The organism is Cohnella luojiensis, from assembly GCF_004564235.1.
Classification (GTDB): Bacteria; Bacillota; Bacilli; order Paenibacillales; family Paenibacillaceae; genus Cohnella; species Cohnella luojiensis.
Window position 1 is genome coordinate 16637 of record NZ_SOMN01000043.1, and the last position, 22869, is coordinate 39505.

Consider the following 22869-nt stretch of genomic DNA (forward strand, 5'->3'; position numbering starts at 1 on the left):
ACGTCAGCACGACGTATGACCTGTTTTTACCTTTGCTTGCAAGCGTAAAATAAGGAAAAGATTCGAATATCCTGATTTCGCTGAGGTGATGGTTTAGTGTATAGGTGGTTGTTGTCGGGATTAAACACCAGAATTGCCAGAAGTTACGGTGCCGGACAAGCCTGTCAATGTGAACGCAGCTGATCAGATTTATAAACAGGATTGCTTATCTTGTCATGGCGATCAACTGCAAGGTTCAATCGGGCCACAATTAAGTAATGTTGGCGGTAAGTTAAGAGGATGAGATTATCAATATCTTGATTTGGATTCATGGTTAATTAGGATCGAAGGTCAAATTCGGATTGCTGATATTTATTGGATGACTACTTATTCACAAAACCCGTATTTTATACATATGTACTGATGACAGTGACGTCAATTCCCACTTTCCTTGTCGGATGACAACAAAACAAGAACATTATCCGATAAATGACAAGAACATTGTCCGATTTGTCGAAGTCTATCACGGAGTTCCCCTTCTTGACTTTCACCCTTACCATCCGGGCGAAATCCTGCGAATAATAAGCGAGCATTTGTGAGAAAATCATATCGTACTGAGGGAACTTAATAATCCCCTCTCGGGAATGGGACAAAGTTCTTGACCTCAGACAATAACCTTTTGTATTTTGACAGTTCCTGAATATTCACAGCGTAAAATAAAGAACCGCCTGGAATCCTGACGGTTCTATTTCATCGCGAGAAATCAGATTTATTGAGGGAATTTGTCCACTACCGGTTCATCAAAGTCTCCGGAGATGGTAACATCCGCCCACTTCTCTATGCTGCTGTATAGCGAGCCGATCTTATCCTTGGCATCCTGAAGCGCTTGGCGACCCAGGACTAGATGCAACGGCGGGTTCTCGGTCTCAACCAGCTTAATCATGATATCTGCCGCGCGTTCCGGGTCCCCCGGTTGAGCACCGTTCAAGCCAGTCAGCCAGCTGCGAACTCCGCCGGAGGATTCACTGTAAGCTGCCGTTGCGGCGGGTGCTTTCTCTAGCGTCGTAGTTGCCCATTTCGTGCGGAACGCACCAGGTTCGATAGCCGTCACTTTTACTCCCAGAGCGGCAAGTTCATGGGCAAGGCCGACCGTGAAGCCCTCCACCGCATATTTGCTGGCCGAATAAACGGAGAATCCGGGATAAGAGGTCAGTCCAAGAATGGACGATATATTCAAAATATGGCCCGAACGACGTTCGACCAGCGCCGGCAAGACAGCGCGAGTTACGTTCATCAAGCCGAATACATTCGTATCGAATTGATTACGGACTTGTTCATCGGTTACTTCTTGAAAAGCTCCGAGCAAGCCGTAACCGGCATTGTTGACCAGCACATCGATCTGTCCGAAGGCATCAAGGGTGGCTGAAACGGCTTTCCTTGCTTCATCTTCATTGTGAACGTCTAGCTTAAGAGTCAATACGCGATCAGGCGCAAGCTCCTTCAAAGCTTCAATATCCTTGATGTTGCGTGCGGCTGCCGCAAGGCGATCGCCGTGAGCGATTACTTTCTCCGCGAGGGAGCGTCCCAATCCTGTTGAAGTTCCTGTAATGAACCAGACGCGTTGTTTGGTTGACATGATAATTCCTCCTGTGTCGTTCTTTCGCTACAGGACTAGCATAAACCTTAAAGTAAACTTCAATGCAAGCCATTTAAATTATATGATAATATCCTGTTCATTCATGTTGGCTTCTAGGATGTTGTAGAGCGCTAGTTTATAATTGATTTTATCTAGATACTTGAAGATCTGCGCCACTTCTTCTTCGACTTTTGCTTTATGCTGAAGCATCATTTCCTTGCGCTCCTTGAGGGTGGAATGTCCTTCCTTGTAAAGATCAACGTAATTTTTTATGTCATTTATAGGCATTCCCGTCTCCCGAAGGGCCAAGATGAAGTCCATCCACTGGATGTTCTCTTCATCGTAAATCCGGTTGCCATTGATGTCTCTTTTAACGAACGGTATGACGCCTGCCTTCTCATAGAAACGAAGCGTAGAAGCGGACAACCCCGTTAACTCGGTAATTTCTTTTATATGATAACTCATTGTAACCCTCCTAATGATTATTAAAGTTAACTTTAAGGTAATTCCATCTAAAATTCAAGAAGTTTGCTTGTTTTTCTCGTCGTGCTTCTCGTAACCATGCCCTGTGTCGAGTTCGGCCTCTAACATGGATTGCAATGTCTCGGCAAACAGCTCCTTCAACCCGTTAGCATTCAATTACCTAATCTCTTCATCGATTTTGCCAGCTCAACCATCATCTGCTTAGACAAATCTCCACTGTTGATCTCTATATATGTACCATCTTGTACCCAGCGTAGATATCACTTATAACTCTCAATAGATTTATTTGGAGTAAGAACTATTCTTTCCTTCCCTCCAAGGCTATGACCAGTTAAGACATAGGAGTGACAAGAACTTGATCACATAAATTTAAAAAGCCGCGATTTCGCGACTCGTTATGGGACAATGTTCTTGATCTCAGACAAATAGCGACAAATACCCTCTACGAGTACCTCTTTAAGACGCATCTATAGTTGCAGGTTAAAACATTCTTATTAAATCCCATTTTTGACCTTGTACAATTGGCTCATGACTTCAATGAATTCTCTTGCCGCAGGTGTGACTTCATCAAAAGAGTGTGAAATGATGCCGATATCGCGGGTTATTCTTGGTTGAATATCCTTTACAATAAGATTATGAGAAATAGAAGATAGTGTGAAATTCGATATAATGCCTATGCCTAAGTTTGATTTAACCATATTAATTAACGTCTCTGCAGTCTGGACGGTCAGGTTCTCTTTCAGCTCAATATTATGTTCTTGAAGTATGGTGGCCATAGCAGTCTCATGTCCACCCTTACAATAAATAAATTGATTCTGATATTCCTCAAAATCAATCTTTTTTTCATGCTCTAATGAATGATGTTCAGGAATGATAGCAACCATATAATCATGGTTTAGTACTATATACTCAAAGTCATTGAACGGGGCCGCAACGATCCCTATATCAACCGTTCGATCTGCTACCCATTCTTTGATTTGACTTGAGATTCCTTCCTTAAGCTCTATATTAACAAGCGGATATTTTGATCTAAATGAGGCAATGGTCTCAGGTAGCAGAATAGTCGAAGCCGCAGGAAATGATCCTACTTTCACCTTACCTCTTAGAAGTTTATTTTCACAGCTGGCAATTTGATATATTTTATTCTCGATCAACTTCATTTGCCTGGCCAAAATTAAAATTTCTTTTCCTGCGTCGGTTAGCATCAATCCATTGTGTTTATCCCTAAGAAACAATTTGATATTTATCGATGTTTCTAAGTTTTTCACCGCTTTGCTAACGGCTGGCTGCGAAATAAACAACTCTTTGGAAGCTTCTGTGATATTCATTTTCTCTGCGACTGTAATAAATATTTTGAGATTATTCATATTCATTTTCATATTCACGTCCATCTCATAACCAATTAGTTATCCCTCATATTCTAATAATGTATTTCAGTTATACAAAAGTATAACTTATGATAATAAGCAACGTAAAGTTTTTTAAGAAAAAGGAGAGCATCAATTCAATGACTCCAAGAAAGAATAATTTTATTAACTATGAGGAGGAATCTTCTTATGAGCACCCACATTCAAGAAGCCCGCCAGTCTAAATCTGCAGAAAACCGCGCTTCCCATTTCTGGATAATATGGAGAGCAGCCTGGATGGTAACTGCGGTCTTCATCCTCTCGAACTCCGCTACCCCGCTCTATGTGCAGTGGCAGCGAGAGTTTGGCTTTTCCAACGGCACATTAACGCTGGTGTTTGCAGCTTATATCGCAGGCCTTCTCGCGACGCTTCTAATCGCCGGCCAACTCTCTGATCGGTTCGGACGCAAACCGGTGCTGTTCCCGGGTCTGACTGCAGCCATTCTTGCCTGCTTCCTGTTCGCCACTGCGTCTTCCGTTGCAGCTCTTCTCATCGCCCGTTTTCTTACTGGTATAGCTGTAGGCGTAATCGTATCCGCGGGTATGGCATCGGTCGTGGATGTCGGTGGTCACCACAGAAAGCAACAAGCTTCGCTTGCCGCATCGGTCGCCATGGTTCTTGGTGCGGGACTTGGACCGCTTCTCGCGGGTGTCTTGGCCCAGACCCTTTCTCGGCCGGTTGTTCCCATCTTCGCCATTGAATTTGTTATCTTAGTTAGTGCCTTTTTCGTTGCAGGTAATCTTCCCAAAAGGGATATCAACCTCAATCTACAAAAAAGCGGGTACCTGCATATGCCAAGTGTGCCTCGGGCTAACCGTCTACATTTGCTCTTAGGTATCTCCGTCTTCGCACCTGGCATCACAACGACATCATTTATATTATCCCTTGGTCCTTCATTGCTATCAAAACTTCTCAATGTAACGAGCCCTCTTATCGCGGGTGGCACAGCCTGTGTTATGTTCCTGATCGCGACCGGCATACAGTTTGCGGTCAAAAAATTGCCAATCCGCACCATTTTCATGATCGGCTCTTTGGCCACCATTCTTTCAATGCTCTGTACTGTGGCCGCTGTCAATGCCTCCGTTGCCATACTGCTCGTGCTAGCCGCCGTTTTTGCAGGTGCCGGTCAGGGTCTTGGACAGCTTGGGGGCCTAACGCTCATCAGCCTTCAAGTCCCAGCGAATCGCAGGGCCGAGGCCAACGCAGTCCTTAACATCGGTGCCTACATCCCGGCCGCCATCTTGCCCGTATGCACAGGCTATCTCATCGATCTTACGGGTTTGGCAATCGGGGCGACTGCCTTCGCCACCATCCTAACAGTGGCAGCCATGGTTGCAGTGTTCTTTGTTCGCACACGGCTTCCGAGGGAGTAGAACATATTTAATTATCTATGATTCGTAATAATTAATATAAAGGAACTCCGTAGAATCAACTGAACCTTTTATTCAAGAACGTCACTGAGAATGTGGAATGGGTTCAATGGGGCAACTTGGATACGAGAGGCCAGGGAACGGCATAAGGGAGAGCTTACTACTTGATTGGTCTCATTCTGTTATACACGGCCTTTCATCAGTCAATCTGCCCTTTACTTCAATAAACAAAAGATGAGCTGCTCCATCAGCAAACTCATCAGGGATCGTTCCTTGTAAGCGTACAATACCTATTTAAAGCATAGGAAAGATACCTTTCATTACAATTCTCTTCGGCTTTCCCCTCGCAACTGGGCAAATATCTGAGGGTTGATGCTTTTTCATGCCCAAGCATCCTTTTATGCCAAAAAACGATGTGGGTATACATTTACTTCTTGACTTTATATATTGGAACAAAAGCCTTTCCACTTTTAATTAAATGAAAGAATTCTTACTACTCTATTGGTTTCGCTAACTGCTGCGAGAGTTCGTATGCGCTACGTTCTACCCAATTGTGGGCAAGCTTACCATTACGAACTTCCCATACCGCGGTGCCGGAGAACTGAATCGGGCGATCGTCAGGTTGGGAACCGAGTATACCCTGGTTGTACCCTGTAACCACCCAGCGTGACACGACGCGCGTACCATCAGAACTGCTGAACATATCTACGTTCTGCAGCCTCATGTCACGGATCTTTGAGCTAAAGGAGCGTGCCCACTCTTTAAAGGCGGCACGTCCCACGATGTCACCATCTGGATTCGAGAGAATGACGTCATCAGTGCAGAGACGGTCGATCGCGTCGAGGTCTTGCGGAGGATTGTAGACTTTGGCCCAGAGCTCCGTGAGAAGTTCTTCGCCGAGATTATTGAATAATGCCATTGTTTATAATCACCTCATGCATATTTTATAGTGTGAATTGCAGCAAGAATGACGGACTCCCAAATGCGTCTGACAACCTCCTGATTAAATACACTTGGAATGATGTATAGCTTGACGCAGAAATGAACTTAGCCGCAGCGACAGCTATTGCATCTGTCATTGCGCCGGAAGAATTTAGTCGGCTTTCACGATTGATGAGACGAACCAATTCCTTTCTAGGAGGCGAGAATAATTCCGAGCAATTCTTCAATCAATTCGCGAAGCTCCATCGAGTTTTTGGCGACGATTTTGAACCCGCGCGATGCACTCGTTAGAAGATGCGCCAATTTCTCCGGGGAAAGGCTGTTTGGGCTGCCGTTGGATTTCGATCGCGTTTCCAAAATAGAGGTCAGTACGACTTCAAGCTTATTGTAGCCCGCATCGAGTGCTTCTTTGGCGAATACGTACGAGCTGTCGGTCATTTCTTTTACTTCCGGCGAGGTTAACGATTGATCGAAATTGTTTATAGACCACACTTCGAACGCATATAAAATTTTGTCTTCCGGCGTTTTCTTAGAAGAAATTCCTTGCGATATTTCTTCGATGAGAGTGTCGCCATAATGAAGAATCGTTGAGTTAAAAACTTCCTCCTTATTCTTGAAGTACAAATAAAGACCTGCACGCGAGATACCGGCGACCTCGGCGATTTCGTTCATAGACACGCGCTTATAGCCATACTTGAAGAACACATCCAACGCAACCGATAGAATATGAAGTTTCTTTTTATCGTCCATGAATTTATTATTATACACTTTACAATCTTTGTCTAGTCGTTTAGTATAGACACATGGACAAATTAACACTTTTGTCTAAATGGCTAATAAGGGAGACTTATCATGATATCAACAGAACAAAAACCTTTACAATCGGGATTCGGACCGCAAACGACTGCCCAAGAGGCGCTCGCAGGCCGCGACCTACGAGGAAAAATTGCGATAGTAACAGGTGGTCACGGAGGCATTGGACTAGAAACGACGCGAGTTCTTTCCACCGCGGGAGCCAACGTCATTATCGGTGCCCGCGACGTCAAGAAAGCACAAGACAATCTATCAGCAATCAAAAACGTCGAAGTCATCCACCTCGACCTCGCTGATCCCCAATCCATTGATCAGTTCGCCGCCGATTTCCTGAAGTCGAACCGGGCGCTAGATATTCTTATCAATAACGCAGGCGTTGCAAACCCTCCTACGATAAAAGACGCTCGCGGATTTGATAACCAATTCGCGACGAATCATTTAGGGCATTTTCAACTGACGGTTAGGCTATGGGATGCGTTAATAAAATCTGGAAATTCCCGCGTGATCACTCTTTCTTCCATCAGCCACATGTTGGGGCCGATCGATTTCGGCGATCTGAATTTTACCAAGAGGCCTTACAACAAGGACATTTCCTACGGAGAATCGAAGACTGCATGCTCACTCTTCGCGGTCGAACTCGATAAACGGGGCAAAGAGCACGGCATTCGTGCGTTTGCCGTCAATCCCGGCGCTATTATCACCGGTTTGACTCGTCACCTGACCGATGAGGAATTAGCCGCCTGGGGCGTTCGCCGAGGAGAAAACGGCGAATTCATATCTCCCGAAGGCTTCAAAACCATCGAGCAAGGCGCTGCCACATCCATTTGGTGCGCGGTAAGTCCGTTGCTGGAGGGGAAAGGCGGAGTATACTGCGAGGACTGCGACATCGCGGTTAAAGTTCCCGCGGATAGCAAGCTTTACACCGGTGTACGATCATGGGCTATCGATCAATCAGCGGCCGAAACGCTTTGGAACGCTAGCGAGGATCTCTTGCGCATTACTCATTGATCGATTCCAGGATTCTCAAAGTAAACACATAACCGTCCTAGAAGAAGTCCGTTGCATCCACCTCTTTCGGTGAATTGCAGCGGACTATTTTTATTAGGCTATTTCACTGAGGCTGGGTCTATGGCTCCCATTTTACGTAATCCCCTTAGTAAGCGCCTCTCGAGTCTTTATCTCGTGGCAATGGGACAATGTTCTTGTCTTCAGACACCTCTCTCTCTCATCTCTCTCTCATCTCTCTCTCATCTCTCTTCTTCTCTCTTCTTCTCATCTGTCTGTCAGCTATGCTTGCCAACTATTATGCCATATGGCTCTCGCATGAGATATTTTCAGGGTAGTTGAATAGCGGCCGACCCAACTTTTATTTTTTGTATTGGTATAAAAAATCCGCGCACTGCGCGGAACTTAATGAATGTATGTTCTTGTCCACCAACAATAATGTTGTTACACATTATCGTTTATGTTTTACGGTGCTTAAAAATATCATTTAGTATATTTGCTAATCCCTCTGTCCAGAAATAAGATGTTTGATTGGGGGGTACATTATATGAAAATGGATAAAAAAATACAGTTACTTTAATAGGGCTGAAGGCAATTCTTCCTCAGTTCTCCAGAAATTGCTTGATTGGCGTTATGAATTTCTCGTATTCCAGAATTGCCGCAAGATGCCCGACATTGGAATCAACTTCAACGTACTGCGCTGCGGGAAACCGAGTATGTTCTTGTCCACCGACAACGAAGTATTGAATTTCACAAACAGCTATTTTTGAGATGACTCTTTCGGGCTAGTTAACCTATTTTCAAGTTCGACATGGCTCCCCCTCCCCTTCCCCATCTTCTTCTGAAACCTCCAGAGCAAGAAAAGGGCTCTAACCATAAGGTCTATGGCAATAGATAACCAGACGCCGGCAATCCCCATATCCCAATAAATACACAACACATATACACCAACGACCCTAATGAACCACATTCCGATTGCCGTACTATACATGGGGCTTTTGGTGTCCCCTGCTCCTTGCAACGCACCCGCCAAGACCAATCCGATAGCCAAGAAAGGTTGTGCAAAAGCATCAATCCGAAGTGCAGTTGTCACCATGTCAATCACATCATCTTGGCCAGTAAATAAAGTAGCCGCAATTGGAGAAAAGAAAAAGAGGAGAACACCGACAAAGGACATGAAAATGACTGCAAGTCCTGCGGTAAGCATACCGTATTGATAAGCATCCTCCCTCCGGTTTGCTCCCAAAAGCTGACCAACCAATGTCGTTGCGGCAATAGCTAAACCATATCCTGGCATGTAAGAGAAGATCTCGATATTACCCGCAATGACATGCGAAGCATATACATCAGTACCTATTTTTACGATCAGACCGAAATAAAGGACTTGTCCAAATCTCATGATTAACCGTTCCGCAGCCGCCGGTAAAGATAGCTTCAATATCGGTAACGAAAAATCGATTGAAGATCCCTTGCGAACGGAGAATGATAATTTCGATTTCCGGATATATAAGAACAAAACTACCGTACCAAACAACCTGGCTACTGTCGTTGCCCATGCCGCACCAGCGATTCCCCATCCTGACCAACCAAATAACCCAAATATAAATACGTAGTCCAACCCGATATGAAGGATGTTCATCCACAAGCCGACTTTCATCGGTGTTTTCGTATTTCCAGCTGCCCTTAATATGCTTCCAAAAACCGTCATCAACGAGATGAATAGGGAAGGAATTGCGACGATCCTGAAATAGACAACACCATCGGCCAATACACTTGGTTCGGCACCCATCAACATTAACAATGGTTCGGCAAAGAAGAGCGTTACTATTCCGAAAATAAGTCCCAATAACACAGAGATTATAGTTGATTGTCGGGCAATCGCCTTTGCTTTTTCAATGTCACCCGCCCCAACACTACGGGCAATCATTGATGAAGTTCCGACCCCCATTGCCATAAAAACCGCAATATATACTGCTAGGATCGCATTTACTACACCAACAGCTGCTACCTCGTTTAGCCCCAGCTTGGAGACAAATAAAGTATCAACGAACCCCACTATCGTTTGCAGGAAATTTTCAATCATAGCGGGAACGGCGAGCGCTAATATAATCTTTATTTTCTGTTTTCTTGTCGTATCAGGGACTTGGCTCATACCTGCCATGATTAACCCTCCATTACCTGATGTAATGATCTAATGCTCTATTCAAATCGGCCACACCTGTTCCTGACTTAAAACCAAGAAAACGGCTTAGGAGAACCTCTTGTAAATTTCGCGTGTTCTAATTCTTCGACAATGATACGAATCCCCTCTTCAATATCATGGTCATCTGTCCGGATGATACTCAAACGCAGCAAGTTCAATTTAGGAAAAGAAGAAAGGAACTGCCGGTCAGCCGGTAGGACATCAACCCCACGATTGTACAATCGCTTAACCAATTCCTCAGTATTAATGTCATCGTTCAGGCGTATTGCTGCAAATACCCCTCCGCTAACATCGTTGGAGTACAAGGCCTCTTCGGGTAATAATCTCCTCGAAACATCTCTTAATACTTTTATTCTGTGGCTATACAAAGACTGCATTTGCTTTGCATGATGATCATACATTCCGGACTTTAAATAAATCTCCAGCACCCCTTGGGAAAGTACGGAAGTACTCAGATCCGCCGTATGTTTGTGCAGTTGAAGTAGGGGGATTAATGAATTTGGAACTGTTGCCGCAGCAATTCTTAATCCGGGCAACATCACTTTAGAAAAGCTTCGCAGATAAATAACGTGACTCGAGCCGTTATTGGCACGAATCGGGTCTGCTTTGGAGTTTGTTTCCAAGTCAGCAAGATAATCATCCTCTACTATATAAACGTCGTAGTTCTGAGCGAGCTCCGCTAAGCGCTGCTTTTCTTCTGGTGTAAAAGACGTACCTAATGGATTATGGAAGCGTGGAATCGTATAAAAAAACTTTATTAAATTGCTTTGAAAATGACGTTCCAACGTTGCCCAATCAAGTCCATTCGGAGTTCTTTCGATGCCAATCACAGACTGATTTTGCGCTTTTAGAGCCGCCAACATCCCCCAGTAGGTCGGTTGTTCCACCAATATATTGGTCTTCCCGTTTGGGAAAGGCATCCCGGCTAGAAGATGAAGAGCTTGCTGAGCGCCTGAGAATATAAATATTTGCTGCTCCGAGGTAAAGACTTGTTGTTGATGAAATAGCTTCACAATTTCTTGACGAAGAGAGAATAAGCCTTGAGGATCAGGATAATTAAAAATGGATGCCTCAAAGAGATCCATTGCTTTGTTCATACATTGCCGAAATTCCATTTGCGGTATAGATGAGGGGCTTGGAGCTGCTGAAGCAAAATCAATTCGTTTGGGTTGTAACAAAGGAAGAAGCTCTTCCTGGGCCACAACAAAGTAACCACTCTTCGGACGTGAATAAATCAGGTAATCCTTTTCGAGTTCCTGATACACACTAATTATTGTATTAAGGCTACACTCAAACCTTTGACTCTGATCGCGGATGGACGGCAATCTCTGGCCAGGATTAATAAGACCTTTAACGATGTCTGAGCGAATGTTTTGTTTAATGGATTCTTTTTTATTTTTCACATCTGTACTCCTTCCCTAATGATCTGTACCCTTACAGATAAACATTAATTAGATATACACCTATTTTTGTACCAATTATAATGCAGAATATCGTACAAAAATAGAGTTGGAGTGAACAGAATGAACAAATCGACAAATGGTTGGATCAACGGATTCTTAGGTATGCTAATTTTTAGCGGTTCTCTGCCGGCAACACGATTGGCTATCATGGATTTCGATCCTTTGTTCCTCACTGTATGTCGAGCTGCAATTGCCGGAGTGCTAGCGGGCATACTTCTTCTCGTTTTTAGGCAACAACGCCCTATCCGAAACGAAGTCCTCCCGCTAATATTAGTTGCACTTTGTGTCGTAGTTGGATACCCGCTGCTGACAGGCCTAGCACTTAAGTATGTAACAACCGCGCATGCGATTATTTACGTTGGACTTCTTCCGCTGTCTACTGCGATTTTTGGTGTATTGCGAGGCGGTGAACATCCCCGTCCAATATTTTGGGTATTATCGGCCTTAGGAAGTTGTCTTGTAGCAGGATTCGCATTAACGAACGAGGCAACATCTTCACCAATCGGCGATGGTCTCATGTTGGCATCCATTATTGTTTGTGGATACGGATATGCAGAAGGAGCGCGTCTCTCACGAAGATTAGGGGGTTGGCAAGTCATCAGTTGGGCACTTGTCATTTCGCTGCCCTTTATGTTGTTTCTCTCCTTATTTAACATGCCTCATTCTTGGTCTGATATCGATGTTTCGTCATACTTGAGCCTAGCTTATGTTTCTCTGTTCAGTATGCTAATCGGTTTTGTGTTTTGGTATCGTGGTCTTGCTCAAGGGGGGATTGCAGCAGTCGGGCAGTTGCAACTATTTCAGCCTTTCTTCGGCTTGATACTTTCGGCTCTCGTTCTACATGAGTCAATTGGTTGGCCAATTTTTATTGTGAACAGTGGAGTCGTATTGTGCGTGGCGTTTGCAAAACGTTATGCTTCAAAATAGTTCTTACGTGGGGGATTCTCGATTAGAGTTACCCGTACGGAACTGAGAAGTCGGGCGCCGCCGATCTCGGAACTTTACGGATCGCCCTGCGCCCTGCCGAGCCTTTTTACCGTCATGAGTTTAAGTTTCACTTAATGTCTGTTCATATCTTAGGATTTTATCATTCATGCGCTCTAACACAACATTCATCTCTTCCATTCTGGTTAGGAGTTGCTTACGTTGCTCGGTTAGGAGATCTTTTCTCTCTTCAATGGTATCGTCACCTTGTTGATACAACTTAACATACTCAATCAAGGTTTCGATAGGGAGACCTATACCTCGCATACATTTGACAAATTCGACCCATCTACAGTCTTCTTCTGAATAACTCCTGATTCCGCTTTTCTTTCGATTCACTCTAGGAATTAGTCCGATACGTTCATAATAGCGGAGGGTATCCTGTGAAAGATCAAACTTTTCACTTACTTGTGCTATTGTCATCATTACTGTTCCCCCTTTCCCTTCTTTTTTAATTTTCTTTGGAGTGACAACGGATCCGAATGTTAATCCGTTACTGTGGGCCAACTACCGGATGAGGAACATACGGCGCCTCCAACAAAGCAACTTCTTCTGCGGTTAATTTAGTGGAAAGAGAAGCTACCGCATTTTCGAGATGAGATATTTTTGTTGCACCGACTATAGGCGCTGTTACAGGTTCTTTTTGTAGTAACCAGGCAAGCGCGATTTCAACCCGGGAAACTGAACGTTTTTCCGCAATAACAGCGACCTGATTCACAATCAATTGATCGGCATCAGAAGTAGCACCATATTTTTGTTTTGCAATTTGATCGGTTTCGGAGCGATGCGTTGTTTCGTGTGAATCTCTAGTCAATCTTCCACCAGCAAGCGGACTATATGGTATGACACCAATTTTCTCAGCTTTGCATAGCGGAAGCATCTCTCTCTCTTCTTCACGATAGATAAGGTTTAAATGATTTTGCATCGAAATAAACCGGGTCCATCCATTGTTCTCGGCTACATGTAAGGCCTTCAAAAACTGCCACGCATACATAGCCGAAGCACCGATATACCGTGCCTTCCCAGCCTTTACCACATCATGCAGGGCTTCCACCGTTTCTTCGATCGGCGTATGGTAATCCCAGCGGTGAATCTGGTACAGATCGACATAATCGGTTCCCAGACGTTTCAAGCTTTTATCAATTTCACTCATGATAGCCTTTCGAGATAGTCCGGCACCGTTAGGACCTTCATGCATACGGCCGTGCACTTTTGTTGCAATGACGATTTCGTCCCGATGGGCAAAATCCTTCAGCGCCCGTCCCACAATTTCCTCACTTGTTCCGTCTGAATAAACATTCGCAGTATCAAAAAAGTTGATTCCAAGCTCTAGAGCTCTTTTGATAATTGGACGACTATTCTTTTCAGCCAGCACCCATTGATGAATCCACCGGCCAGCTTCGCCAAACCCCATACAGCCTAGGCAAAGCCTCGATACATCCAAGCCGGTATTTCCAAGCTTCACATATTCCATTTGATAATTTCCTCACTTTCAAATAAATATTGTTAACTCACCCTTCATCCTAAGCTTAACCTCTGGAGTTAACTCTAAGTCAAGCTGAAATCGGAATTAAGGGATATGACAACTTTTGCATTACCACATTGCTCGTATCTACGTTATACGATCCAGGCAAGCGAATGGCGTCCTCACCTACAAATTGAAAACTTCAGCGATTCACCTTGAACAATTACACAATTACTGAAGATCAAAGATCTTCCTGGAAGTCCTTCGACGTATGGGCGCCATTGAGCCTATCGCCTACTTGCCATACATTAGAGGTCACGGCCGATTGTTTTGTGTCTTTGGCACAAAAAAGACAACCTTGAAGACTGGTTGCCTTAGTAATTAAGGAGATTCTAATAATTAAAACTTTTTGGCTAATTCGCGTGCTTGTTGAATAGCTTTCTCTTTAATGGCAGGTGCTTGATCCGGTGTTGCAGCCATCCCTTCAATAAAAATACCTTCAAACGATGGAACACCCAAAAACTTCATGATAATACCTAAAAAACGATGACCCATCTCAAAATCTGCCATAGGCCCTCCCTGAGAATACACGCTTCCGCTTGCTTGTATATGCAAAGCTTTTTTATCTCCAAGTAAACCAACTGGTCCTGTTCCCGGAATATATTTGAAGGTTTTTCCTGCCACACATACGGAGTCAATATATGCTTTCATAATAGGTGGAAATGAAAAATTCCACATCGGATTAACAAAAACATACTTATCAGCCGCCACAAATTGATCAACCAGTTCGCCGAGACGGCTTACTTTGGCTTTTTCTTCAGCATTTAATTGCTCAAAATCAGTGCCTGAACTTAATTTTCCCCATCCCCTAAATACATCTGCATCAATATGAGGAATTTTCATTTGATAAAGATCTAGATGCAGTACTTCATCATTATGATTTGCTTCACGATAAGCTTCAATAAATTCTTTTCCAACAGTTAAGCTATAAGAGCTTTGATGATCATGAGGGTGAGCTGTAATATACAAGACATTTGCCATTTTCGTGAGCCTCCTTTTTTTCTTTCGCTCTTACGATTCGTAAATAGCCTCTCCTTTATTCAAAAAAAACCGTATCGCACTAAGTGGTCAAGCCCCAAATTAATTTTCCCTTACATTAAAACTTAGCGTAATGATCCCACCAATTCAGATGTCACAATCTTGCGCATTTTCTCAATATTCACTTTTGTATAAATCGTAGCTGTCTTCGGATCTGCATGACCCAATAGATCAGCGATAGCCAACAAATTAACACAAGAGCTAAAGTAAAATCTGTGATAAAAGTCACACATTTACTGCTACAATCTAGGCACTTTACCCGCCTAAATTGTAATCACCTTCCACTAATAAGATAATCTCGAAGTACATAACCTACATTCGTATTTTCTTTGGCTTTTGTCGGGAAACAAAATAAATGTCGATCGCTGCCGGAGAAACCTATCCTTGTCGGGCATTCATTCGGCGGCCTGATCACGCAAATCCTTATGGATCGCGACTTGGGTTTGACCGGAATAGCAATCGACCCCGCGGCTCCTAAAGGCATTAACTCCGGAGCATACAAAACGGCATCCAAGTCGGTTGCCTCCATCCTTTTAAAACCGTGGAAAAGTTGCCGATTTTATAATGAAATGGTTACAAGATCAATTAGGTTTAACGAATGGCAATGAAACGCAAGACGAAATCATTCCGGAACGTGAACAATCGTTCGACCGCTTCGCTTTTTTTGAATTGGAGTATTGATATCGTTTTGTACCTATCCAAAACTTTTTAGTATGACTCGAGAGGAGCAATCAAATGATTATTCAAAAATTGCCATGGGCGGGTATTAAAATCGAACACGGAACTAACAGTATTGTGATCGATCCTTTTTATCATTTCCCTTCCGATCTCGGAACGCCGACAGGCCCGCTATATCCGCTAGACGATTTCGGTAAAGCGGATGCCGTATTCATTACCCACGTACATCCGGACCATTACGATCCAGAGGCTATTAAGCAATCGTACGGAGCGGATATTCCGATATATGTTCCGAACGAAGCCCTTGAATTCGTACGTGGACATGGCTTTACTTCCGCCGTAGGCGTTTCCTTAAAAGATACATTTACGATCGGATCCTTTAGCGTTGCCCCCACTTATTCAGTGGACGGTATAGGAGATCCTCAGGTAGCTTGGATCGTGTCGGCGGAAGGAAAAACAATCATTCATTGCGGAGATACTTTATGGCACGGTTATTGGTGGAGAATCAAACAGGATCACGGCCCGTTTGATGCAGCATTCTTGCCTGTCAATAGTCCATTGGTCGAATTTCCGCATCTTCAGCCTGCTAGCAAACAACCGATTGTCATGTCTCCCGAACAGGCCGTTTCCGCCGCAATGGTTCTAGAGGCAAAATACATGGTTCCTATCCATCATGAGCTTGTTAACAATCCGCCGATTTATACTCCAGCCCGGGACATAAAAACGAGCGTAACGCAAAGCGCTCAAGAAAATAATGTTGCGTTGAAATGGCTAGAGGCTAAGGGAAAGTTGACGCTTTAATATACGAAGAAGCTCTGCCGCTTTCGTTTCTAAGCAGCAGAGCGTCATTATTACAGCGTCATTGATCCGCCGTTGCCTGTTGACCAGCGCGTATCCGGATTTCCGTCCAGAATGGCCTGAGCGCTTTCGCCGGTTACAACCCAGGCCGAGCGATCGAGCGAACCGGTTTCTACGGGCAGCGCTTCGGTCACTTTCCCGAATTTGGCGATTTTGACTTCGGATATGGACCACCAGCTGTCATTGGCTTCGGTAAGGACGACTTTCACAAACCGGGCCGTTTGTTCCGTCAGCGATGTCGCAATGCTAGGCGAAGCGCCTTCTCCGCAGCAACTGGGCTCTCCCCAATGTTCTCCGTCCTTGGAGACATACACTTCATACAAACAACTAAGGCTAGCATTTCAATCGTCCGTCCAACATACCGTGCAACATGAATTGTACGGTGCCGGAATCGCCCATGTTGAATTATTGCCAGCACTCGCTGCTTTTTCCACCCCAACGAATAAAATTCTTGCAATAGGTTCGGTTACCCCTTAGGGGACACCTGAAGCAATCGCCTCTATTCTCCCATTCGAAGTGCGAGCTAGCGTTCGCATTTATCTCGCTAGATAGTTTGACCACTGGTACTTTCAAAACGAAAGAAATGGTGTCTGTGTTTATCATGAACGTATCCAGCACGGCTGAAGCTTATGAAATTCTAGAAGCACTGCCCTAGGTGTGGCTGGGATGATGGAATTTCAACTCTTTGCGCTCTCCTCCTTACGCCCTTTTGCCTCGCTGATCGATGATCCCAAGGCTTTATGAAAATGAATAACGATAAAGGCCTCTTTTGCCCATAACAAAATATCGGGCATAATGAGGCCTTTGTATCTATTAAAGCTCTTCCAGAGGTGAAGGACTCGAATGTTCAAAGTGTCGCTTCCATTCATGCACGCCCTCTTCGATTCGAGATGTATGAAATCCATTGTCTTTCAAGATCTCAACTGCTTGAGCGGACATTATACAATAAGGACCTCGACAGTACACCACAATTTCCTTATCCGTCGGTAATGTCGCAAGTTTTGTTTTCAGATCATCCATAGGTCTTTGTAAGCAGGTATGTATTCACCATATTGCAGTTTTCCTATAAAAAATAAGCCGGTCCCCAATGGGCCGGCAATTATCAAGATAACTTATGCCTCTCCCTTCAGTCCGAAGGTCTTTAAGGGACCGAAAGTAGTCATGCGGGTTATCAGCAAGGCCATCTCTTGAGGAGAAAGCTGCATACCGTTTTCCAACCAGTGCTGAATGACACCCAAATTTGCGGATGCCAAATAAGCAATAATGAATTCGCGCGGTACCGGTATATGCGCGGACTGAAGCAAGGACAGCTTATTAATAATATGCTTTTGCATAATCTGTCTCACTTGGACGGGATACGCCGGATCGCCTTTAGGTCCCAATAGGACTTTGAAAAATACAGCATTCAATGTAAAAAAATCGAACAATTCCAGGAAAGCCGGATGAGGCTCGTTACGTTCGGCATACTTCATTATTTGAATAGGGTCGATGTCCTTGACTATTTCTAGAATTTCTTTGAGCATATCCTCTTTGCTCTGTTCCAGTAGATCGTATTTATCGCGGTAGTGCAAATAAAATGTACCCCGATTCAAGCCGGCCTTCTGCATCAAATCCCGGATGGTGGTGCCTTCGAAGCCTTTTTCGTCTAATAAGTCGATTAAGGCATTCCTAAGCAACAGCTTCGTTCGAATGATTCTAGGATCCGTCTTGTCCTTCATGTTCTTCCGCCTTTCCGGTAATTATTTATTGAACTAATGAACATTCTTTATGCAGCGTGTCGGGTAAGCGACTTTTGCGGGTATCTTGATCATTGAATTTAACCTCCTTCTCATTATAATAAACTGTGTGACCATTAATCAACATTGAGTTCATTAAATAGGAGGGAGATCGTATATGAGATCGGAAAAGCCCCTTATGCAATATGTAAAAGAGTTTATGGGCCAGCGTGTTATTTTGTTTCTATTCTCTGTTTTTTTCTTTAGCTGTTTCGGAGTCATTGCGACTTTCGGCAGTGTTTGGACGGCGGTGGCAATGTGCGTTGGCCCCGTTTTAGTTATCTTTATCGAATATGCGGTTCACCGATACATTCTTCATGAGTTTCCGCGGATTGCTCCCTATGCATATAAGGGGCATGTTACCCATCATCGATATCCCACTGACGTGAAATATTTGTTCGGACCAGTCTATATCGACTTGTGTGCGTATTTGCTCATTTTTGGAGCGGCGTTTATTGTGACGGGGTATGATTGGCATCTATCTTATGCCGTCGTGTTCGGTGCATCCGGCTTTCAAATCTATTATCAATGGAAACACTATATATCCCATCGCCCAATCAATCCTTTGACCCCTTGGGGCAAATGGCTTAAGAAAAGACATCTGCTGCATCATCATTTGGATGAGGATTCGTTGTACGGCGTAACTAACCCTGTGATGGACATCATCTTGAGAACAAACCGGCCCAAAGCGTCCAAATCGCGGTCATTGGCTTCGCATCAAGATTGAGGGATGCCCTTATCGTAAAACGGATGCTGAGTTGTTGAAAGCGGTGATGATCATAATGTTTGCTTCTTCACGTTCTGTCAATGCGGTTAGAAGACCGCCGTAACCGTCGTAGTACACTTGCAATGAGGTCACATCTAAGTTAATGGAGATGTTGAACATGAATGAAATGACAGGAAAATGGCTTGGCTGGATCGGCATCGTGATAGCGATTATCGGGTTTTTCTATGCACCCGTATGGATGGGCAGCATTGCCGTTATTCTGGGTCTCATTTGCTTGGTTACCCCTAAGAAGGGGCTGGCATGGTGGTCGATCGTTCTTGGAGTGATTGCGTTTATCATTCCTTACTTTAGATAAGTAAACCAGGTATGGAGTGAATACCGTTTTGAAGGTAGGTATGTGACATCATGGCAACCCTTGCTTCGCAAGGGTTCTTTGATTTTCGACACGAAAAAATAAGCCGGTCCCCCATGGGCCGGCAATTTTCAATCGTGCCAATTATTGAAGTGACTCGAGATACTTAACAATATTGACCAACGGTTGATCAAGCCATTGGATCGAGCAGCCAACTTTAGTCCGGCTTATGGACGTGTATGCTCGGGTCTTCGCAACATCTCGTTCCTTCGTGGCCTGATCCGCCTCCACTTCGTTACAGGAACAAATCGCCTTTTCGCTACAGCAAAAACAAAGCAGTTCGGGAGCTTCTGCTAAGAGCTCCCGAACTGCTTGTCGAGATTAGTTATTATACAGATGTCTTACACAATGCATCAGTTTTTTGGCGCACAATAGCCATCCACGCATACATGATCTGGCTTTAGAGTCGAATCAGCAAACAAGTCATGTACATCGTAAGCAGGGTTTTTCTCGGCGTTCGGATCAATGACATCCTATTCCCGCAGAGGTTTCAGTGCCTTACTCCAGCTAATGACTTGATCCAGCATGGTATTAGCAACGTCCACTTGCTGTTGAGAAGGTTTAAAAATAGTATGATTCTCGAAGTCATTAAAGAGTGAAAGTGCGACTTGAGTACTAACATCCGCTACCATCATTTGACCCATGATTAGCCGAAGGTTTTCTACTGCGCGCACGCCTCCCGAACCGCCATAACCAACAAAACCAGCGGCTTTGTTGGTCCACTCGCGATACAGAAAATCGATTGCGTTTTTAAGTGCTCCAGACGTTGCATGATTGTATTCAGGCGTTACAAATACATATCCGTCGAACTCAGAAACTTTTTGGGACCACCTTTTGGTGTGTTCTTTCGTGTAAGCTCCACGCATCGCTGGCATAGGCTCATCAAGAAGAGGCAGATTGAAATCCGCTAGGTCTACAATCTCAAACTTGGCGTCATTTCGCTTTGCGGCTATTTCGTATACCCAGCGCGCAATATCAGGTCCCTTTCGACCTGGACGAGTACTTCCAACGACAATTCCAATCTTAATCATGTTCTATTTCCTCCCTTGATTGTCTTGCATGTGCAATATATGCATATGCAATTATGTATTTAAAAAAATTACTGCAGATTCGCAGTGATTTTTTTTAAAACTTCAGTGGCTGTTTTCAGCTCGTCTTTCGAGATTCCGGCAGTGGATTCCAACAATGTTTGTTGCGCAAGTTCGATCAAGCTTTTCTGAAGCTCTTTGCCTCTAGCTGTGAGAATGATCAGTTTGATTCTTCTGTCTGCCGGATCATCCTTGCGTTCGATGTAACCTCTCTTGACAAGGGTATCCATCAGTCTTGAAGTGCTCGTCTGATCTCTGCATGTAGAAACGGAAATTTCGTATTGAGATCGTTCTTCCCGATTCCAGAGTTGTACAAGCACTTGCCATTGTTCTGGCGTTACCTCGTAACCCGCAAGTTTGAAATTCTGAAAAAGACGCTGATTCATCGTTTTTCCAGCGACACTTACGATGAATCCCAAGGAATCTTCAAGCCGATAATCTTTGTAGTTCATAAACGTCAACCTTTACCGCTTTGGATAAGAACAAATTAATCATACCAACAACTATTTGCACGTGCAAGTATTTTCTCATCGAATCCTAATCATCTAATCCCTTTCCGACCAGAATATGCGGCAAATATTTTTCAACCCTTGACTCTCGAGTTTTGGATTGTTTGGGTGCAGAAAAATGAAGAATGTACGCTCTTTGCCGTCCCGGCGTCAATGCTTCAAATGCAGTTTTCAAGTCAGGGATTTCAACGAATTTATTTTGTAATTCTTCAGGAATCAAGTATTCCGTATTCGTTTTGTAGTTCACTTGCAAACCGGCTTTTTCAACTTCAATGGCTTCATCGATATAAGTTTTCAAGATAAGCTGCATCTCATCAATTTCTTGAACATTGGTGAACCGAATCTGGCGCGCCGCCTGCACATTCTCCGTTTGTTGGATTAGGATACCATGGGGATCTTTTAACAAGGCGCCTTTATGAAACAGAAGCGCGCAGTATTCTTTAAATCCATGTATTAAAACAATGTTTTTATCCTGAAACGTGTAACAAGGATGCATCCACTTAAACTCTTCGGTCAACTCGCAGTCAAGAACGATATTTCTTAACAACTCGAATTCTTCCTTCCACTTTTTAGCCTTACTAAAAAATGGATCAATCTTAGGATTCCTTTCACCTTTTGTCATCAAGGAACACTCCTTTTCAATTTTTCGATCCGCTGCCAGCATCGTAGATACATAAGGCTCTCCTTCCTTTTACAACTAGGCCAATGTCTTTTCAAGCTCGCCGCACCATTTACTCCAGCCATACTTAGCTCCATTGAGTGCTTGAGTATTAGAGAGTCCGGATTGTTCGAGATGAAGGTTAACCTTACCGTCCCCTAAATCCTGCAGCGTCCAGGTGACCGTGTGCGTCTCCCCTCCACTGGCCCAGGTGTAGGACACCTGGTTTGGTGCGTCCACGATAAGCACTTCTCCGTCGATAATGCCATCCCACCATTCGGACGGCTGCGTACGAAACTGAAAACGGTGCCCTACGACGGGCTTAAAATCATTATCCATCGCCTCACCTGTGTGGATGTTGGCTACCCACTTGGAAAGCTTGCTTGAATCGGTTAAGGCGGACCAAAGCTTCTCGATCGTTGTCGTGTACTGAAAATCCAAGGATAATGTTAAACTCATTCTTCTTCCTCCTCTAATAGTTGGTTCAAGCGCAATAAATTCGTACTCCAGAACTTGCTGTAGAAACCCACCCAATCTTGAATTTCTCTGAGTGGAGAGGCGTTGAGCCTAAATCGCGTTTCTCTGCCGACTTTTCGGTCAAGTACCAGTCCGGCATCTTTAAGGATTGTCAAATGTTTGGATACCGCTGTACGGCCCATTTGAAACTGTACCGTCAACTCATGAAGAGGTATCTCCTCTGCCTCTGCTAACAGACGAATCAGTCGGCGCCTAGTTGGATCTGCAATCGCATCAAACACATCACGCAACTGGTTGTTCTCGCTCACAACACCCTCTCCATTCTGTAGTAGAAAAATGACTAACTTCTAATTGGACACCATTTAGTGACACTTTGATTATAGGTCACCATTTGGTGTCGTGTCAACAACGTTTTTAAACTCCGCATATACGAACGTTGGGCAAACTGTTTTGAATACTATAAGGTTGATACAGTCACTCCTCCCGCACCGTTGCCCTGTTGCACGTTCAATTAAATACAAAAAGGCTACCGATTGTCGCTGTGGACGGTAGCCTTTTTGCCTCATTACATTTGAACAAGCTTTGCCTTAAATACTATTTATCATGGTTCCTATGTTCTCCATAACCTCTTTTGTTCGTTTCATTGGACCTGGCTCACTTTCATCATGAGTACGTTCTTGTCCATCTAGAGGCGAACTTGTCACTGCTTCATTATAATGCTACATATAATCTAGACAGCAAAAAAGGAGTTTCTTAGTTGTATGACAGGTCCAAGAAGGAAGTTTACACCGGAAGAAAAGGCTCGGATCGTACTGGAAATTCTGAAAGAAGAAAAATCG

24 protein-coding genes and 1 pseudogene are annotated in these 22869 nt (G+C 44.1%); 7 read left to right on the forward strand and 18 right to left on the reverse strand.

All coding sequences use genetic code 11. The features are described from left to right. Window positions 1-187: 187 nt before the first annotated feature. Window positions 188-274: pseudogene (locus tag E2980_RS24825) on the forward strand (cytochrome c); the annotation flags it as partial. A 474-nt stretch (window positions 275-748) separates the two neighbouring features. On the opposite strand, the gene E2980_RS21320 reads toward E2980_RS24825, so the two are convergent. The 3 genes from E2980_RS21320 to E2980_RS21330 form a co-directional block, all read right to left on the reverse strand. Next, window positions 749-1615, reverse strand: coding sequence for an oxidoreductase (locus E2980_RS21320; protein WP_135154251.1), 867 nt, complete (start codon window positions 1613-1615; stop codon window positions 749-751). Between the two features lie 78 nt (window positions 1616-1693). Continuing rightward, the gene (locus tag E2980_RS21325) at window positions 1694-2080 is read right to left on the reverse strand and encodes a MerR family transcriptional regulator (RefSeq protein WP_135154252.1); all 387 of its coding nucleotides are present in this window, start codon (window positions 2078-2080) and stop codon (window positions 1694-1696) included. A gap of 512 nt (window positions 2081-2592) precedes the next feature. Then, window positions 2593-3477 (reverse strand): LysR family transcriptional regulator, encoded by an 885-nt coding sequence (locus E2980_RS21330; RefSeq protein WP_135154253.1) that lies wholly within the window; start codon window positions 3475-3477, stop codon window positions 2593-2595. Window positions 3478-3654: 177 nt separating this feature from the next. Between E2980_RS21330 and E2980_RS21335 the strand changes: the two genes are divergently transcribed. Beyond that, on the forward strand, window positions 3655-4878 hold the full coding sequence (locus tag E2980_RS21335) for an MFS transporter (RefSeq protein WP_135154254.1): 1224 nt from the start codon (window positions 3655-3657) through the stop codon (window positions 4876-4878). A 490-nt stretch (window positions 4879-5368) separates the two neighbouring features. Here the strand turns inward: E2980_RS21335 and E2980_RS21340 are convergent, their stop codons facing one another. Continuing rightward, on the reverse strand, window positions 5369-5794 hold the full coding sequence (locus tag E2980_RS21340; protein ID WP_135154255.1) for an ester cyclase: 426 nt from the start codon (window positions 5792-5794) through the stop codon (window positions 5369-5371). A 215-nt stretch (window positions 5795-6009) separates the two neighbouring features. Continuing rightward, complete coding sequence (locus E2980_RS21345; RefSeq protein WP_135154256.1) at window positions 6010-6567, reverse strand: TetR/AcrR family transcriptional regulator; 558 nt, start codon at window positions 6565-6567, stop codon at window positions 6010-6012. A gap of 102 nt (window positions 6568-6669) precedes the next feature. Here E2980_RS21345 and E2980_RS21350 point away from each other — a divergent pair, with 102 nt between their 5' ends. Continuing rightward, entirely contained in the window at window positions 6670-7638 is a 969-nt protein-coding gene (locus tag E2980_RS21350) for an SDR family NAD(P)-dependent oxidoreductase (RefSeq protein WP_205700009.1), read from the forward strand. Between the two features lie 757 nt (window positions 7639-8395). On the opposite strand, the gene E2980_RS21355 is transcribed toward E2980_RS21350, so the two are convergent. Next, window positions 8396-9796 (reverse strand): MATE family efflux transporter, encoded by a 1401-nt coding sequence (locus E2980_RS21355; RefSeq protein WP_240703130.1) that lies wholly within the window; start codon window positions 9794-9796, stop codon window positions 8396-8398. A gap of 68 nt (window positions 9797-9864) precedes the next feature. Then, complete coding sequence (locus E2980_RS21360) at window positions 9865-11241, reverse strand: aminotransferase-like domain-containing protein (protein WP_135154257.1); 1377 nt, start codon at window positions 11239-11241, stop codon at window positions 9865-9867. Between the two features lie 120 nt (window positions 11242-11361). Between E2980_RS21360 and E2980_RS21365 the strand changes: the two genes are divergently transcribed. Further along, on the forward strand, window positions 11362-12228 hold the full coding sequence (locus tag E2980_RS21365) for a DMT family transporter (protein WP_135154258.1): 867 nt from the start codon (window positions 11362-11364) through the stop codon (window positions 12226-12228). 120 nt (window positions 12229-12348) lie between these two features. On the opposite strand, the gene E2980_RS21370 is transcribed toward E2980_RS21365, so the two are convergent. The 3 genes from E2980_RS21370 to E2980_RS21380 all read right to left on the reverse strand — a co-directional run bounded on the left by E2980_RS21370 (window position 12349) and on the right by E2980_RS21380 (window position 14791). Continuing rightward, complete coding sequence (locus E2980_RS21370) at window positions 12349-12711, reverse strand: MerR family transcriptional regulator (protein ID WP_135154275.1); 363 nt, start codon at window positions 12709-12711, stop codon at window positions 12349-12351. Window positions 12712-12778: 67 nt separating this feature from the next. Further along, window positions 12779-13759: an aldo/keto reductase gene (locus E2980_RS21375; protein ID WP_135154259.1), complete on the reverse strand. Its 981-nt coding sequence runs from the start codon at window positions 13757-13759 to the stop codon at window positions 12779-12781. A 390-nt stretch (window positions 13760-14149) separates the two neighbouring features. Beyond that, entirely contained in the window at window positions 14150-14791 is a 642-nt protein-coding gene (locus E2980_RS21380) for an FMN-dependent NADH-azoreductase (RefSeq protein WP_135154260.1), read from the reverse strand. A gap of 792 nt (window positions 14792-15583) precedes the next feature. Between E2980_RS21380 and E2980_RS21385 the strand changes: the two genes are divergently transcribed. Next, entirely contained in the window at window positions 15584-16327 is a 744-nt protein-coding gene (locus E2980_RS21385) for an MBL fold metallo-hydrolase (RefSeq protein WP_135154261.1), read from the forward strand. Between the two features lie 50 nt (window positions 16328-16377). Here the strand turns inward: E2980_RS21385 and E2980_RS21390 are convergent, their stop codons facing one another. The 3 genes from E2980_RS21390 to E2980_RS21405 all read right to left on the reverse strand — a co-directional run bounded on the left by E2980_RS21390 (window position 16378) and on the right by E2980_RS21405 (window position 18102). After that, window positions 16378-16698, reverse strand: a complete 321-nt coding sequence (locus tag E2980_RS21390; RefSeq protein WP_135154262.1) for a hypothetical protein — start codon at window positions 16696-16698, stop codon at window positions 16378-16380. A gap of 499 nt (window positions 16699-17197) precedes the next feature. Further along, window positions 17198-17404, reverse strand: a complete 207-nt coding sequence (locus E2980_RS21400; protein ID WP_135154263.1) for a rhodanese-like domain-containing protein — start codon at window positions 17402-17404, stop codon at window positions 17198-17200. A gap of 92 nt (window positions 17405-17496) precedes the next feature. Beyond that, window positions 17497-18102, reverse strand: coding sequence for a TetR/AcrR family transcriptional regulator (locus E2980_RS21405; protein ID WP_135154264.1), 606 nt, complete (start codon window positions 18100-18102; stop codon window positions 17497-17499). Between the two features lie 175 nt (window positions 18103-18277). Here E2980_RS21405 and E2980_RS21410 point away from each other — a divergent pair, with 175 nt between their 5' ends. After that, window positions 18278-18886, forward strand: a complete 609-nt coding sequence (locus E2980_RS21410; protein ID WP_135154265.1) for a sterol desaturase family protein — start codon at window positions 18278-18280, stop codon at window positions 18884-18886. A gap of 157 nt (window positions 18887-19043) precedes the next feature. Next, window positions 19044-19241 carry a C4-dicarboxylate ABC transporter gene (locus E2980_RS21415; protein WP_135154266.1) on the forward strand — a complete coding sequence of 66 codons (198 nt, stop codon included), beginning with the start codon at window positions 19044-19046 and terminating at the stop codon, window positions 19239-19241. 530 nt (window positions 19242-19771) lie between these two features. On the opposite strand, the gene E2980_RS21420 is transcribed toward E2980_RS21415, so the two are convergent. From E2980_RS21420 to E2980_RS21440, 5 genes are all read right to left on the reverse strand, one after another. After that, on the reverse strand, window positions 19772-20329 hold the full coding sequence (locus E2980_RS21420; protein ID WP_135154267.1) for an NADPH-dependent FMN reductase: 558 nt from the start codon (window positions 20327-20329) through the stop codon (window positions 19772-19774). Between the two features lie 68 nt (window positions 20330-20397). Further along, the gene (locus E2980_RS21425; protein WP_135154268.1) at window positions 20398-20838 is read right to left on the reverse strand and encodes a MarR family winged helix-turn-helix transcriptional regulator; all 441 of its coding nucleotides are present in this window, start codon (window positions 20836-20838) and stop codon (window positions 20398-20400) included. Between the two features lie 85 nt (window positions 20839-20923). Next, window positions 20924-21517, reverse strand: coding sequence for a YdeI/OmpD-associated family protein (locus tag E2980_RS21430; protein WP_135154269.1), 594 nt, complete (start codon window positions 21515-21517; stop codon window positions 20924-20926). A 75-nt stretch (window positions 21518-21592) separates the two neighbouring features. Beyond that, window positions 21593-22012 carry an SRPBCC family protein gene (locus E2980_RS21435; protein WP_135154270.1) on the reverse strand — a complete coding sequence of 140 codons (420 nt, stop codon included), beginning with the start codon at window positions 22010-22012 and terminating at the stop codon, window positions 21593-21595. Then, window positions 22009-22338 carry an ArsR/SmtB family transcription factor gene (locus E2980_RS21440; RefSeq protein ID WP_135154271.1) on the reverse strand — a complete coding sequence of 110 codons (330 nt, stop codon included), beginning with the start codon at window positions 22336-22338 and terminating at the stop codon, window positions 22009-22011. The genes E2980_RS21435 and E2980_RS21440 overlap by 4 nt, the downstream gene beginning before the upstream one ends. Window positions 22339-22869 lie beyond the last annotated feature (531 nt).

Coding starts and splice junctions, on each gene's coding strand:
- E2980_RS21340 (WP_135154255.1), bottom strand. CDS start 5,794: ATGGCATTATTCAATAATCTCGGCGAAGAACTTCTCACGGAGCTCTGG.
- E2980_RS21355 (WP_240703130.1), bottom strand. CDS start 9,796: ATGGCAGGTATGAGCCAAGTCCCTGATACGACAAGAAAACAGAAAATA.
- E2980_RS21430 (WP_135154269.1), bottom strand. CDS start 21,517: ATGACAAAAGGTGAAAGGAATCCTAAGATTGATCCATTTTTTAGTAAG.
- E2980_RS21375 (WP_135154259.1), bottom strand. CDS start 13,759: ATGGAATATGTGAAGCTTGGAAATACCGGCTTGGATGTATCGAGGCTT.
- E2980_RS21345 (WP_135154256.1), bottom strand. CDS start 6,567: ATGGACGATAAAAAGAAACTTCATATTCTATCGGTTGCGTTGGATGTG.
- E2980_RS21365 (WP_135154258.1), top strand. CDS start 11,362: ATGAACAAATCGACAAATGGTTGGATCAACGGATTCTTAGGTATGCTA.
- E2980_RS21410 (WP_135154265.1), top strand. CDS start 18,278: ATGAGATCGGAAAAGCCCCTTATGCAATATGTAAAAGAGTTTATGGGC.
- E2980_RS21425 (WP_135154268.1), bottom strand. CDS start 20,838: ATGAACTACAAAGATTATCGGCTTGAAGATTCCTTGGGATTCATCGTA.
- E2980_RS21370 (WP_135154275.1), bottom strand. CDS start 12,711: ATGATGACAATAGCACAAGTAAGTGAAAAGTTTGATCTTTCACAGGAT.
- E2980_RS21330 (WP_135154253.1), bottom strand. CDS start 3,477: ATGAAAATGAATATGAATAATCTCAAAATATTTATTACAGTCGCAGAG.
- E2980_RS21420 (WP_135154267.1), bottom strand. CDS start 20,329: ATGATTAAGATTGGAATTGTCGTTGGAAGTACTCGTCCAGGTCGAAAG.
- E2980_RS21380 (WP_135154260.1), bottom strand. CDS start 14,791: ATGGCAAATGTCTTGTATATTACAGCTCACCCTCATGATCATCAAAGC.
- E2980_RS21400 (WP_135154263.1), bottom strand. CDS start 17,404: ATGGATGATCTGAAAACAAAACTTGCGACATTACCGACGGATAAGGAA.
- E2980_RS21335 (WP_135154254.1), top strand. CDS start 3,655: ATGAGCACCCACATTCAAGAAGCCCGCCAGTCTAAATCTGCAGAAAAC.
- E2980_RS21320 (WP_135154251.1), bottom strand. CDS start 1,615: ATGTCAACCAAACAACGCGTCTGGTTCATTACAGGAACTTCAACAGGA.
- E2980_RS21435 (WP_135154270.1), bottom strand. CDS start 22,012: ATGAGTTTAACATTATCCTTGGATTTTCAGTACACGACAACGATCGAG.
- E2980_RS21325 (WP_135154252.1), bottom strand. CDS start 2,080: ATGAGTTATCATATAAAAGAAATTACCGAGTTAACGGGGTTGTCCGCT.
- E2980_RS21415 (WP_135154266.1), top strand. CDS start 19,044: ATGAATGAAATGACAGGAAAATGGCTTGGCTGGATCGGCATCGTGATA.
- E2980_RS21385 (WP_135154261.1), top strand. CDS start 15,584: ATGATTATTCAAAAATTGCCATGGGCGGGTATTAAAATCGAACACGGA.
- E2980_RS21405 (WP_135154264.1), bottom strand. CDS start 18,102: ATGAAGGACAAGACGGATCCTAGAATCATTCGAACGAAGCTGTTGCTT.
- E2980_RS21350 (WP_205700009.1), top strand. CDS start 6,670: ATGATATCAACAGAACAAAAACCTTTACAATCGGGATTCGGACCGCAA.